Consider the following 14309-nt stretch of genomic DNA (forward strand, 5'->3'; position numbering starts at 1 on the left):
TTCTTTAAAAAAAGGAAAGGTAAGACGTTTGTCTCACCCTTCCTTTTTTACTTTGTACGTATGATTACTTCGCCAATTTTGCTTTCAAATTAGCATCGATGGCATCCAAAAACTCTTCGGTATAGAGGTAGTGCTCACCGTGGTTTACTTTGTTTCCGTGGATACAAACAGCCAAATCTTTGGTCATTTTACCGCTTTCTACGGTTTCAACGCATACTTGCTCCAAGGCTTCGCTGAAGTCGATAAGAGGTTGGTTACCATCGAGTTTGCCACGGAAAGCCAAGCCACGAGTCCAAGCAAAGATAGAAGCGATGGGGTTGGTAGACGTTGGACGTCCTTTTTGGTGTTCGCGGTAGTGGCGCGTCACGGTGCCGTGAGCCGCTTCAGCTTCCATGGTTTTTCCATCGGGCGTCAACAATACGGAAGTCATCAGGCCCAATGAACCAAATCCTTGCGCTACGGTATCCGACTGTACGTCGCCGTCGTAGTTTTTACACGCCCATACAAAGTTTCCGTTCCATTTCAGGGCAGAAGCCACCATATCGTCGATGAGACGGTGCTCATAGTGCACGCCCAAGGCTTTGAATTCGGCTTCGTAAATTTCTTGGAATATATCTTTGAAACGACCGTCGTATTTTTTGAGGATGGTGTTTTTGGTAGAAAGGTACAAAGGCCAGCCTTTCTGCATTGCTACCTGAAAACATGAACGGGCAAAACCGCGAATAGATTCGTCGGTGTTGTACATCGCCATGGCTACGCCGTCGCTTTTGTAGTCGTACACTACGTGCTCAATCACGTTTCCGTCTTCGCCTTCAAATTTGATGGTTAGTTTTCCCTTACCCTTGGTCACGAAATCGGTAGCGCGGTATTGGTCCCCAAATGCGTGACGACCTACGATGATGGGAGAGTCCCAGTTGGTTACCAAACGCGGAACATTTTGACAAACGATAGGCTCACGAAAAACCGTACCGTCCAAGATGTTACGGATGGTACCGTTGGGTGATTTCCACATTTGTTTCAAATTGAACTCTTTTACGCGGTCTTCGTCGGGCGTAATGGTGGCGCATTTGATACCTACACCGTACTGTCTGATGGCGTTGGCGGCATCGATGGTTACCTGATCGTTGGTTTCATCGCGGTATTCAACACCAAGGTCGTAATATTTGATATCAACGTCTAAGTAAGGAAGGATAAGTTTATCTTTAATAAAACGCCAGATAATTCGGGTCATTTCATCGCCGTCCAGTTCAACGACGGGGTTTGCGACTTTGATTTTTTCCATGTGAGCGACTAAAATTGGGATAGTGATGACTAAATTAAGGATGCAAATATAACCAACTATGTTTAGGAAGCCTTACGTATTCGTGACCAATTTGCGGCAATAATCAATAACGCAGGGGCGGCATTGTAGACCAAAAACTGCATTAAAACCGACAAACTGAGTAACAATGTGGCATTGAACAGCATTGTCAAATAAAAAAAAGCTGCCGCCAGAGGTGGATTTATCAGCACATTGTGCTTAAAAGTATAGTCTAACCACCGATATACTACTCCAATCGCGGTATATCCTAACGCCACTAAAAAATAGCCGCCGTTGTAGTACAATTCGCCCGCTACTGGAATGACTTTATCCTGCGAGACCAGCGATTGATGGTACGCTAGGTTATAAATATAGGGGCCGCTTTGTTCCCGTACGGCCTTCCCAATCACAGGGATTGGGTCCAAAATGGAAGCTAAAAGCGTAGAAGAGGGGTTTTCAATTGAAAGTAAGGGCGTAATCTGATAAGGACTGCCAAAATAAAGTTGGTGCGCGTAGGTGATGTATTCGTCATGTTCCAAATAATTATGGAAGAGCAGTGTTATGCCTTCTGTATCTAAGGAAGACTGTACGCGTACATATCCAAAGAAAAGAGAAAGAGCAATCAGTATCAATAACAGCAAAACCAACCAAAATGGATGACGTGTTTTCCAACCTCCGTACATAACGCTCATCAACGTCAGTAGTGGATAGACCATGTTGGAACGATTGCTACTTAGTATACCTGCTAGACAAAGAATGAGCCATAGAATATGCCGCAGACCATGAAGCTTCCCCTTCTTTCTTCGCCATTTATACCACGCAAGTAGCACGCCAAACGCCCAGAAACGTTGCCCTATGTTTGCCAATAAACCCAACAAGGTTGCATTTTGCTCAACGATTTCTCGGGTTACGTACGTAAAAATTGCACCTGATATATAATTTTCGAACGAACCATAAAGTAAAGAGAGTGAAATAAGCGCCACCAGAAAATAAACGCTGGCCCATGTGTTCAGAAATGGTAAGGGAATCATCAATCGGTGAATCTTTTTTTTTGAAAAGCAAGTCCAGCCCACCACAAAAGTCCCGAATGAAACCAGCGTTATACAGATTTCGGTAGAAATATCCTGATTAAGATGATGTTCTACGGGAATCCTGTTGCCTATCCAAATAATTTCTAAAGGAATGATGACAAGCTTGTTAAACCACACAAACAACATGAGGTTTTTGGGGGTAATGACGGTTAAATCGGGGCGTAAGCTTTTAATAGTGCCCGAAACACTTCCCCAAACCAGTGGCAATAACAATAGTAACAGGTCGTTTTGGGGCCTAAAAATGGGGTCAAAGCGTAGGAGAATTCCGACACCGGTCAACAAAAAACAAAGCAATGAGAATGGCCCCCACCACGTTTTACTGAATACCGATGTCAAGTTGAAAACTATTTTTGGTAAACCTTTCGCCCCGTTTTTTGACCAAAAAAAATCTAAAAGTCACCGTTTAGTCAGATAGGGTTGCGAATGGTGCAGCAGGTACTTATTTTCGTAAAAAAATCGACGGATATGACGAAGAAAAAAACAACCCCTCCCGAAAGCGCCGAAAAGCCGCGAGTACACAAAGATTTGGATGGCTTTGACATTCGAATCAATTCATTCGGCGAAATCACATCCACGATTGATATTGATAAAATCAATCAGTTTTTGAATAAACACGTGGACGATAAAAAACTCCGTTCGCGCGATGACTTAAATGAAAATACCGAAGAATAACTAACTGAGAAAATGAATTCACACGAAATTGATTACAAGATTATTGGCGAGGACATTCAAATCGTCGAAATCGAATTAGACCCCAACGAAACGGTCATCGCCGAAGCGGGCTCTATGTTGTTTATGGAAGATGGTATCCAGTTTGAAACCAAAATGGGCGACGGGTCAAACGCTACCCAGAGCCTGATGGGCAAAATCTTTCAGGCGGGTTCGCGCCTACTCACGGGAGAGTCTTTGTTTATGACGCATTTTACCAACCGTGGTTATGGCAAACGTAAGGTAGCTTTTGCCGCGCCGTACCCTGGCACGGTGATGCCTATTGATTTGTCGAAGATTTACGGCAACTCATTGATTGTCCAAAAAGATGGATTCCTTTGCGCTGCCATGGGAACAAAATTGAATATTCACTTCAACCAGCGTCTCGGTAGCGGCTTATTTGGTGGGGAAGGATTTATTTTGCAAAAAGTACAGGGCGATGGCTTGGCGTTTGTTCACGCTGGCGGAGTAGTGATTGAGCGTCAGCTCAACAACGAAACCTTGCGCGTAGACACTGGATGCGTGGTTGCTTACGAGCCATCGGTCAATTTCAGTGTGCAGCGTTCGGGAAGTCTTAAATCTATGGTTTTTGGGGGTGAAGGTATCTTCTTAGCCACGCTTCAGGGAACAGGGCGTTGTTGGATTCAGTCTATGCCAATCTCTAAATTAGTGGATAGACTATCATCGCACGGACCACAATCTCGCAAAGAAAGCGGCTCGGTATTGGGCGGCTTAGGTAATTTGTTTGAAGATTAGAAGTAAATGTGGGGTTCGGTTCTGATGTGCCGTCTGGTTCTCAAACCAGACGTTCAGGGTTTCTCAAAACCCTGAAATGTGTAGAAAGATATAATTACCAACAAGGGCGGCTTTAACGTGCCGCCCTTGTTGCCGTTTAAGCAATTACTTCCTTTATTACCTTTCCACTTACATCGGTGAGGCGAAAATTACGACCTTGAAATTCATACGTAAGTTGTTCATGGTCAAAGCCTAATTGGTGCATGATGGTCGCCTGTAAATCGTGAATATGTGTGCGGCCGCTGATGCCGTGGTAGCCAAATTCGTCGCTTTCGCCGTGTGAATACCCCTGACGAATACCGCCGCCTGCCATCCAGCACGTAAACGCGTCGGTGTGGTGGTCGCGGCCTTTGAAAGGCATTACTTTGCCGTTGCGGTTCTCGCGCATGGGTGTGCGGCCAAACTCCGTTCCCCATACCACCAAGGTTTCATCCAGCAAACCCCGTTGTTTTAAATCCATTAATAGGGCCGTCATGGAACGGTCGATGGTTTCGGTTTTTCGGCGAAGTCCTACTTCCAACGATGTGCCTTCTCCGTCGCCGTGGGTATCCCAACCCCAATCGTACAATTGCACAAAGCGTACGCCTTTTTCGACCAATTTACGGGCCAACAAACAATTATTGGCGAAACTTGCTTCCCCGGGCTTGGTGCCGTAAAGCTCGTGAATGTAGGCGGGCTCTTTGCTGATGTCCATCACTTCGGGTACAGATATCTGCATGTTGAAGGCCATCTCGTACTGCGCAATACGAGCGAGGGTTTCGGGGTCTTTAAATTCGTCGTATTGTTGGCGATTGACCTCCGTCAGCGCATCAATTGCTTTACGCCTAAGGTCGCGGTCGAGGCCGTTGGGGGCGCTTAAAAACAGCACTGGGTCGCCTTCAGAACGACATTGAACGCCCTGATAAACAGAGGGAAGAAAGCCGCTCCCCCAGATACTTTTGCCAGCATCGGGAGTTTTTCCACCTGAAGTCAGTACCACAAAACCGGGTAAATTTGAATTTTCTGAACCTAGTCCGTACGTACTCCAAGCGCCCATGCTCGGGCGCCCTAGTCGGGCGCTGCCAGTGTGCATCAACAGTTGGGCGGGTGCGTGGTTGAACTGGTCGGTGTACATGGCTTTCAAAAACGAAACTTCATCCACGACCGACGGGAAATAATTGAAATAATCAGAAACCCACGCACCAGATTGGCCATGTTGTTTAAAATTCCCCACCGAGCCGAGCATGTCGGGTACGCCACGAATGAACGCAAAACGTTTTCCTTCCAAAAACGACGGCGGACAGGGTTTCCCGTCCAATTTTGCCAATTCGGGTTTATAATCCCACAATTCCAATTGCGAAGGCGAGCCACAAAAGTGCATGAAAATCACCGATTTAGCCTTGGGAGCAAAATGTGGATTCTTGACCGCCAGTGGATTTAAGTCAAGCGGTGCAGAAGTTATTTTTTTAGAATCGGTCGTACAATTTCCCAGAATACTGCCCAGCGCCATCATGCCAATGCCCGAAGTGCATTGCTTCAAAAAATGGCGGCGGGTTTCAAACTGCGCCTGTGCCAATCGAAGTTCGTCGTTTAGCTTCATATTATTGCTTTGAAATAAACTCGTCCATGTTCAACATTGTATTGGCCACAAAAGCCAGGGCTGCGTCGTTGGGGGTAGCCGTTTCTCGGCCAATCCAACGTACCGCTTTCCCTCTTTCTTTTTCAAATCGACGCAGAGCCTCGGCGTAGAGGTTGACCAATACTTTCTGTTTTGCGGGAGGCAGGGCGCGTCCCGTCATGAGCCAATAGCCGCGTTGGAGTTTGGAAGGCACACTTTTGCCGCCTTCTTTTTCCATACGCTCCGCAAATTTGATGGACATTTCCACAAAAGCCGAATCATTGAGCGTGACCAATGCCTGTAAAGGCGTATTGGTCCGGATGCGCCGAGCCAAACACACGTCGCGATTAGAGCCGTCGAAAGTGAGCATACTTGGGTACGGGCTTGACCGCCTGATAAAGGTATAAATGGCGCGTCGGTAGGCGTCTTCTCCTTCGCTTCGTTTCCAACTAATGCCACTGTACACCACTTGCCAAACGCCCTGCGGTTGATACGGCATGACGGGTTTCCCGTACATTTTATTGCTTAATAACCCACTGACAATGAGTGCTTGGTCGCGGATTTGCTCGCCCGTGAGGCGTACTCTCGGTCCACGCGCTAACCAACGATTGGTGGGGTCTTGGGCAATCTGCGCATCTGTCGCGCGGGAATCTTGTCGATACGTAGCCGAAAGCACGATTTCTTTCAGCAACGGTTTCATTTGCCAATGATAGTCGTGCATGAATTTATACGACAAATAATCTAATAGTTTAGCGTGAGTGGGCGTAAAGCCTTGTGAGCCAAAGTCTTCAAGGGTTTCGACGAGTCCCGTTCCGAACAGTTGTTCCCAAAAACGATTCACGGCGACGCGGGCGGTCAGCGGGTTTTGTTTGGACGTGAGCCATTGGGACAAGCCCAGACGATTGCGGGGGGCATTTTTGGGAAATGCGTGCAATGATTTGGGAACATCGGGTGCAACGGTGGCGGCGGGGCTTAAAAAACTGCCGCGCTCAAAGACACGCGTTGTGCGGGCGTATTCGGGAGGGTTTTCTTGCATAATTGGCATCGCTTCGGCCGATGTCACCAGTAGTTTTTGGAAGTTGGCATACTGCTCTTCGTAGCCAGTTGTTCCTTTTCCGGGAAAATCTTCGGCCCAAAATGCGACCCACATAAGCGCCACTATATCGTCTTTTTGATCTTTAACTTTGGCATTGGTAAACGAGAAATGTAAATCCTTGCGGGTTGAAAACGGCGGTAAGTCAATGTAGGCAATTTGGAAACTACGGGACGTATCGAGTTTTGTCGTGGCTACAAGCGGCCCGTTGAGGCTGTCGGTACTGATTCGGACTACGGTTGCGGGTTGTCTTGAACGGTAATAAAGTAACATTTTTTGTTTGCCTCTGACGGGGGCTTGCTTCAAACGAAGTGAGCCGTTGTTTTGCAGCATAGCAGCGGCGGTGGGTTCTAGCGTGCCATTTTTATATTGGTCAAACAGGTGAAAGTAAATCCTCGGCTCCAGCGTACGAACATAATGCGTGTGCTGCTCGGCTTTTTGTGGGGTGGTATTTTTCTTTAGCCATTCGGTTAGCTCATCCAGTTTCTTTTGGTCTTTTTCTTCGAAAAAACGCAAGAAAGAAGCTTCGTCGCTGACGTCTTGGTCGCTGGTATTGTTGAGGAAAGCCATGAATTTATAGTACTCCTCGTGCCGAAAGGGATCGTAAGGGTGGCTGTGGCATTGCACGCACGAAAACGTGGTTCCCTGTAATGCTTCCCAGGTAGTACTGACGCGGTCGAGCACTTCGGAGGTGCGAAACTCTTCGTTGTCGGTGCCTCCTTCGTCGTTGTTCATGGTATTGCGGTGAAATCCCGTAGCAATGAGGTCGTTCTCGGTACGGTTGGGGAGTAAATCGCCCGCGAGCTGTTCGGTGATAAATTTATCGTAAGGTTTGTTTTCGTTAAATGCTTTAATGACCCAATCGCGGTAACGCCAAATATTTCGGGCATCGTCTTTTTCATAACCCCTTGAATCCGCATAACGGGCCAAATCAAGCCACATTCCCGCCCAACGTTCGCCAAACGCGGGAGATGCCAGCAATGAATCTACCACGGTTTCGTAGGCTTTGGGGCTCTTATCATTTAAGAATTTGTCGTATTGCGCGGCGGTTGGGGCCAAGCCTGTAAGGTCAAGCGTAACCCTGCGCAGGAGCGTAGCGCGGTCGGCTTCGGGCGAAGGACGCAGGGCATCGCTGTTTTGTTCCTGTTGTTTTTCAAACACAAAACGGTCAATGTCGGAATTGCCCCACGGTGTTTTTTGAAAAAGTTTATCCCACCAGCTTGGCTGCGGAACACTTTGTTTTTGTACGGGACTGTATGCCCAGTGCGTGCCCCATTCGGCTCCTTCGTCTACCCAGTCCCGCAAAATGTCGACTTCCTCATCCGTAAGTGGGTCACCCTTTTTGGGCATCCGTTTTTCGGGGTCGGAATGCGTCAGCACTTGAATGAAAGCAGAACCGTCGGCGTCGCCGGGAATGATGGCAGGCTTGCCCGATTTCGTTTTGGCGAGGGCTTCTTCCCGAAACAACAGGCTAAAACCGCCTGCTTTTTTCACGCCTCCGTGGCAAGCCATGCACTTTTTATTGAGAATCGGTTTTACCTCCGTGTTGAAATCAACGTGATTGTCGGGGCCAATGCCTAGCCACGCCCCGACAAAAACCAGCGCTGATACACTCAGTAAGACCTTATTATTGGGCCATTTCATACGTTACCTAAGATTATGAATTACTCTACTCAATAAGGCAGAAATGAGCCTAAGATACTCAAAGTCTTAGGTTTGTCTATCTTAATTTTTAGCCCCACCCAACGAGGAAGCACTGCCTCCCAATTGTTGGTTCATTGTTACAATTTTCGTATTCAGTGTTTCAATGGCTTTGGCGTGTCGCGCTTCAATATCGGGCAGATTGGCTGTTGATTTGAGCGATGCTTCATACTGAAATGCGGGCAACATCCACGACGCGTAGCCGCTGTACGGGTCAGAAGAAGCGTACAACGAGCGGTACCACGAGCCGTAAGCCATGCCTTTGGGGTCAAGGAATGCCTTTTCCAAATTTCGCAATTCTTTGTTAATGGCCGCCACTTTAACTTTGTCGAGTTGCTCAGAAGCCAATAGGGTTTTGATGCGGCTTTCAAACTGCTCGGCGTTTTGTTTCAGGGTTTCTACTTGCGCCAATAATTTATCAATCGAATAAGCTGGTTGGTAGGCTTTGATGGCCTTCTCGGCTGTTTTGAGGTGCGTTGTTAAGTCCGTCGCGTAGCGAGAAACATCATACGGCAAAATATCGGCATTGGCCAACCGCAGTGACATGGTGCCTACGACTTGCTCTACCATCGGGCCCATTGTGTAGGTAGAGTCCACAAATTTGTTGTAGAAAAACAGGTCATCATATTGTGAGTGATATAGCGTAGGTCCGCCTACGCCAGCGCTCAATGAAGGAATTCCCGCGTGCATGTAGAACGCAATGTGGTCAGAGCCGCCGCCCAAATTGCCAATTGTTGGCTCATCGGCTACGGCTACGGGAGCGGCGCTGTTGATGCCAACGGTGCTACCTCTTTTTCCTCCTTTTTGGGCCATCCAGTGTTCGTAAACGGTTTTGTTGGAATCGGGATATTGAACGGATTGTGTAGCTTCGATGAGCAATTTTTTCAAAGAAGGTGAAGAACTGCCGCCGAATATTTTCCCCGAAACCGCCGCGTCGTAGTTCATGTAGGCTACGGCTTTGGCGCTTAGCTCATCGCGCATTTGCTCCACCCATTCGGCTGAGCCGATTACGCCGTGTTCTTCGGCATCCCAGTGGCAGATTTTGACCGTACGTTTAGGCTTTTGAGGTAATTTTCCCAAAGATTCAGCCAATGTTAGGAGCATAGCGGTGCCGCTGTTGGGGTCGGTAGAGCCGAATGACCACGCATCATAATGGCAGCCCGCAATAATCCACTCATCGGGAAATTCGCTCCCCGTTAGCGTGCCCACTACCTGATAAATACGTACAAACTCTTTGTCTTGTTTTACTTTCAAATGCACTTTCAACTCCGAGCCTCCTTCTAAACGATAAGCCAATGGCAATCCGCCTTGCCAGCCGGCTGGAACGGCTTTACCCGTCATGCGTTTGAGGATTTCAACGGCCGAGCCCCACGGCAGAGGAGTAACAGGGATTTTGTGGAATGCCGCATCTTTGGGGTCGAGGCGTTTGATTTTTTTAGGGCCATCCAAAGGCAAAGCTGGTTCAAAAGGAGTTAATGGGTCGCCAGTATAATCGACGGTCAATAATGAGCCGCGCTGAATTGTATTGTCGTTGGGTTGTGAGCCTTCTGGGAAGGTCACGCCTTTCATGTAGCCATTGTCGGCGGGGTCGGTGTAGATAATGACGCCCGCCGCTCCAGCGGCTTCGGAGTGTTTGGCTTTGTATCCACGGAAATTGCCTCCATAACGTGCCAGTACGATTTTCCCTTTGACCGAAATACCCATCGCTTTCAATTTCTCAAAATCTTCGATACGGCCATAGTTGGCATACACCACTTCTGAGGTAACATCGCCCGAGCCCGAATAAGAATTCCAACCAGGAGTAAGGCGCGCGTCGGCTGAATATTTGTCTTCTTTGATGATAAACTCACGGTTGTTGAGCGGCATCCGAATGGGTTCCACGACTTCAACCAAGCTTTCGCCGGGTGTTTTGGAAAGATAAATATCGTGCGGAAAAATCTCGACCTGTAATCCTGCCTTGCGCATCACGTCGGCGATGTAATCACGCACTTTCTCATTTTCGGGCGTGCCCGCCAAGTGTGGTACACTGGTGAGTTTTTGAAGGTGGTTTTTAAAACGCTCGGCAGATTGTTTGGTACGGTATTCTTGTTCGACCTTTTCTTGTTTTGATTGATTGGCAACCGAAAAACCACTGATGGATTTTTGGGCGTGGGCATACATGCCGAGGAATAGCAAACTGCCCATAATAAAGGTGTGTTTCATAAAGAGGAAGTTGATGAGAGTTAGTTAGGTTTAAAAAGAAATTCAGCGCTCGCTGTATTGACCCAAAAAACATAAAAATGCCCTATTCGGGTATTTTAAGGGCGTTTTTAGGAGTAGTTCAGGTTGGTGTAGCAAGTTACTAAAATCTTTTAAAAACGTGTTAACAATCATTAACCAAGCCTTTATAAACCTTTACGATTTTCAGCGTTCTAAGAGTAAAATAAGCAAAATCATTGTACCATTAAACCAAATAAATGCCATGAAAAAGTTAGTGTTTGCCGCCGCCATGATCTTAGTAGCTTTCGGAAGTGCCAATGCCCAATGGGGTAATAATGACCGCGACCGCCGGTATGATGACCGATACGATAACCGCCGTGACGACCGAGGATACGGTAATCGTGATGACAATCGTGGCTATGACTCCCGTAGCGGAAGGGGCGGAAATATGGGCGACCGCATTGATGATTTTCAGCGCGAAGCCCGCCGCCGTATAGCCGACGGAATTGCGCAAGGGTCTATATCGTCACGGGAGGCAAAAAATTTGATGCGTGATGTGGAGCGTATTGAGCGCAAAGAGCAAATCTTCTGGCGCGACCGGGTGCTCAACCCCCGCGAACGTCGTGAATTAACCGCAGATTTGGCAGCGCTTAACCGTGAAATAACCCATGAGAAACGAGATAATGAGCGTTCGACCTACGACGACTACGGTCGCAATGGTCAACGTAGAGGATGGTGAGTAGCGACAAAGGGCCGAAAATTTCGGCCCTTTGTTTTTTATGATAATTCCAATTTTAAATATTTTCCCGTAAAACTCTCCTTTACCTTCGCTACTTTTTCGGGGGTACCTTCGGCAACGATGCGTCCGCCGGCATTGCCGCCTTCAGGGCCAAGGTCGATGACGTAATCCGATACTTTAATCACGTCCATGTTGTGCTCAATGATCAAAACGGTGTTGCCTTTATCGACGAGTTTGTTCAGCACATCCAGTAAATGACGAATGTCCTGAAAATGTAATCCAGTGGTCGGTTCGTCCAGAATGTATAGGGTCTGTCCCGTATCTTTTTTCGAAAGCTCTTCGGCCAGCTTTACCCGTTGCGCTTCACCCCCTGAAAGGGTAGTGGCGTGTTGGCCGAGGGTGATGTAGCCGAGTCCTACGTCGTTGAGCGTCGATACTTTACGCAAAATTTTAGGAATACTTTCAAAAAATTCCAACGCCTGTTCCACGGTCATGTCGAGCACGTCAGCAATGGATTTTCCCTTGAAACGTACTTCCAAGGTCTCACGATTGAAGCGCTTTCCTTTGCAGGTGTCGCAATCTACGTATACATCGGGCAGGAATTCCATTTCGATTTTTTTCATGCCTGCGCCTTCACAATCTTCGCAACGGCCACCTTTGACGTTAAACGAAAAACGCCCCGGCTTGTAGCCCCGGATTTTTGCTTCGGGCAGTTCGGCGTACAGCGACCGAATCTCTGAAAAAAGATTGGTGTAAGTGGCTGGATTAGAGCGCGGTGTACGGCCAATAGGCGACTGGTCTACTTCAATCACTTTGTCAATGTGCTCCAGACCTTCCACGCTTTTGTAAGGTAGCGGTTCGCGTTTGGAGTTGTAAAAATGGCGGTTCAGAATCGGAAACAGCGTTTCGTGAATCAACGACGACTTGCCGCTTCCGCTCACACCCGTTACGCAGAGCATTTTACCCAAGGGCAGATTAAGCGTGACGTTTTTAAGGTTATTGCCCGTTGTCCCTTTTAAAATAATGGTCTTTCCGTTGCCTTCGCGGCGTTTTTTAGGAACATCAATGGCGATTCGGCCGCTCAAATAATCAGCGGTCAATGAGCCGTTTTTTAAAAACACCTCGGGGGTACCGTATCCTACTACCTGCCCGCCGTGGCGGCCCGCACCGGGGCCGATGTCGAGGATGTAATCGGATTCGAGCATCATGTCTTTGTCGTGTTCAACGACGAGTACTGTGTTACCCAAATCACGTAGTTTTTTCAAAGAATCAATGAGTCGCACGTTGTCGCGCTGGTGCAGTCCGATGCTGGGCTCGTCCATGATGTACAACACGCCTGTAAGCTGCGTACCGATTTGGGTAGCCAAACGAATACGCTGTGCTTCCCCGCCCGAAAGCGTTTTCAGCGGACGGTTCAATGTCAGGTAATCCAAGCCAACATCCAACAAAAATCCGACGCGTTTGCGAATCTCTTTCAACACTTCGCGACCAATCAACTGCTGACGTTCGGTGATACGGTCTTCCAGACCATTGAGCCAATTGGCCAATTCCCGAATGTCTATATTGGCTAAATCAGCAATGTTTTTATCGTCAATATTGAACCACAACGCTTCTTTTTTCAAACGCGCGCCCTGACAATCGGGGCAAGTGTTGATGGTCATAAAATCTTTGAGCCAATCCTGAATCTTCTCCGAGCCATTTTCCTGTTGGCGGCGCAAAAACGTAATAATGCCCTCGTATTTGGTGTTCCATTCGGTGCCTTCGTATTTTTTGGAAGGCACTGGCACTGGTTCGTCAGTTCCGTTGAGCATAAGGTCGATGGCTTCGGGCGGAAACTTGTCAATCGGAGTCGCTAGGGTTACTTTAAAGGGTTTTAGCAGGATTTCCAATTGTTTGAAAATCCACAAATCGCGGTATTCGCCAATGGGCGCAATGGCTCCACGGCTCAGACTGAGGCTTTTGTCGGGAATAACGCTTTCGGGCGTAATTTCTTCTACCACGCCCAAGCCTTGACAGGTCGGACACCAACCATAAGGAGAATTGAACGAAAAACTATTGGGCGCAGGGTCGTCGTAGCTGATACCCGCGACGGGGTCCATGAGGTTTTGGGAAAAATAATGAACTTCATTTTTTTTATCCAACAACATCATCACGCCCTTGCCCTGCTTCAGGGTCGTTCCGACCGATTGACTCAAGCGGAAACGTGACTGCGAGTCCCCAGCATCAGCTTTGGGAATGAGCCTATCCACCACAATTTCAATGTCGTGAATTTTGTAACGGTCGAGCTGCATTTTGGGCGTAATGTCCAGCACCTCGTTGTCTACGCGGACTTTTGTGTAGCCGAGTTTAGCAATTTGAACAAACAACTCGCGGTAATGCCCTTTTCGCCCTTTCACGACGGGGGCCAGTAGAGTTACCTTTTGATTCTCAAATTGATTCAGAATCTGGTCAATGATTTGGTCTTGCGACTGCTTTACCATGGGCCGTCCCGTCACGTAACTGAAGGCATCGCCCGAGCGAGCGTAAAGGAGGCGTAAAAAATCGTATATCTCAGTCACGGTGCCGACCGTAGAGCGCGGATTGCGTGACGTGGTTTTTTGTTCAATGCTAATCACGGGGCTGAGACCGTCGATTTTGTCCACGTCGGGGCGCTCCATATTGCCCAGAAAACCACGGGCGTAAGCCGAAAAGCTTTCCATGTAGCGACGCTGTCCTTCGGCATAAATGGTGTCAAATGCTAAGGAAGACTTACCGCTGCCGCTGATGCCCGTCACCACGACGAGTTTGTTGCGCGGAATGGTGACGTCAATATTTTTAAGGTTGTGCTCGCGGGCACCCATGACCTCAATGAGGTCGTGGCCAGTGAGTTCAATGTCTGTAAGGGTAGGTTTGTGATTGTCCATGAATTGGTAACGCAAAACGAAGGCGCAAAGTTACCAACTATTCGGGGTTAATAGGAGCTTTATAAAAGTTTTGATGAATAGAGAATAGGTCAATTTTTTCGGTAATTATCTAACAAACAATAGAATCATACAACCAGCGTCTTTTGGGTAAAAAGCAGGTATATTTTATGAAAAAGAAAAGTT

General features: G+C 47.8%; 9 protein-coding genes. 3 read left to right on the forward strand and 6 right to left on the reverse strand.

Going from position 1 to position 14309, the window contains the following annotated elements; translation table 11 throughout:
• Positions 1–64: 64 nt before the first annotated feature.
• The gene (locus DVG78_RS03685) at positions 65–1282 is read right to left on the reverse strand and encodes an NADP-dependent isocitrate dehydrogenase (protein WP_114459724.1); all 1218 of its coding nucleotides are present in this window, start codon (positions 1280–1282) and stop codon (positions 65–67) included.
• Positions 1283–1344: 62 nt separating this feature from the next.
• Positions 1345–2727, reverse strand: a complete 1383-nt coding sequence (locus tag DVG78_RS03690; protein ID WP_147276987.1) for an oligosaccharide repeat unit polymerase — start codon at positions 2725–2727, stop codon at positions 1345–1347.
• Between the two features lie 129 nt (positions 2728–2856).
• Between DVG78_RS03690 and DVG78_RS03695 the strand changes: the two genes are divergently transcribed.
• Both DVG78_RS03695 and DVG78_RS03700 read left to right on the forward strand, forming a co-directional pair.
• Positions 2857–3063 carry a hypothetical protein gene (locus DVG78_RS03695; RefSeq protein ID WP_114460026.1) on the forward strand — a complete coding sequence of 69 codons (207 nt, stop codon included), beginning with the start codon at positions 2857–2859 and terminating at the stop codon, positions 3061–3063.
• 12 nt (positions 3064–3075) lie between these two features.
• Positions 3076–3855: a TIGR00266 family protein gene (locus DVG78_RS03700; RefSeq protein ID WP_114459726.1), complete on the forward strand. Its 780-nt coding sequence runs from the start codon at positions 3076–3078 to the stop codon at positions 3853–3855.
• Positions 3856–3991: 136 nt separating this feature from the next.
• Here the strand turns inward: DVG78_RS03700 and DVG78_RS03705 are convergent, their stop codons facing one another.
• The 3 genes from DVG78_RS03705 to DVG78_RS03715 form a co-directional block, all read right to left on the reverse strand.
• Positions 3992–5473 carry a DUF1501 domain-containing protein gene (locus DVG78_RS03705; RefSeq protein ID WP_114459727.1) on the reverse strand — a complete coding sequence of 494 codons (1482 nt, stop codon included), beginning with the start codon at positions 5471–5473 and terminating at the stop codon, positions 3992–3994.
• Between the two features lies 1 nt (position 5474).
• Positions 5475–8228 carry a PSD1 and planctomycete cytochrome C domain-containing protein gene (locus DVG78_RS03710; protein WP_114459728.1) on the reverse strand — a complete coding sequence of 918 codons (2754 nt, stop codon included), beginning with the start codon at positions 8226–8228 and terminating at the stop codon, positions 5475–5477.
• Between the two features lie 81 nt (positions 8229–8309).
• Positions 8310–10487: a M28 family peptidase gene (locus DVG78_RS03715; protein WP_114459729.1), complete on the reverse strand. Its 2178-nt coding sequence runs from the start codon at positions 10485–10487 to the stop codon at positions 8310–8312.
• A 259-nt stretch (positions 10488–10746) separates the two neighbouring features.
• Between DVG78_RS03715 and DVG78_RS03720 the strand changes: the two genes are divergently transcribed.
• The gene (locus DVG78_RS03720) at positions 10747–11223 is read left to right on the forward strand and encodes a hypothetical protein (RefSeq protein ID WP_147276989.1); all 477 of its coding nucleotides are present in this window, start codon (positions 10747–10749) and stop codon (positions 11221–11223) included.
• Positions 11224–11261: 38 nt separating this feature from the next.
• Here DVG78_RS03720 and uvrA read toward each other — a convergent pair whose 3' ends face one another.
• Positions 11262–14126 (reverse strand): excinuclease ABC subunit UvrA, encoded by a 2865-nt coding sequence (gene uvrA, locus DVG78_RS03725; protein WP_114459731.1) that lies wholly within the window; start codon positions 14124–14126, stop codon positions 11262–11264.
• Positions 14127–14309 lie beyond the last annotated feature (183 nt).

This window comes from Runella aurantiaca, assembly GCF_003339505.1.
Lineage (GTDB): Bacteria > Bacteroidota > Bacteroidia > Cytophagales > Spirosomataceae > Runella > Runella aurantiaca.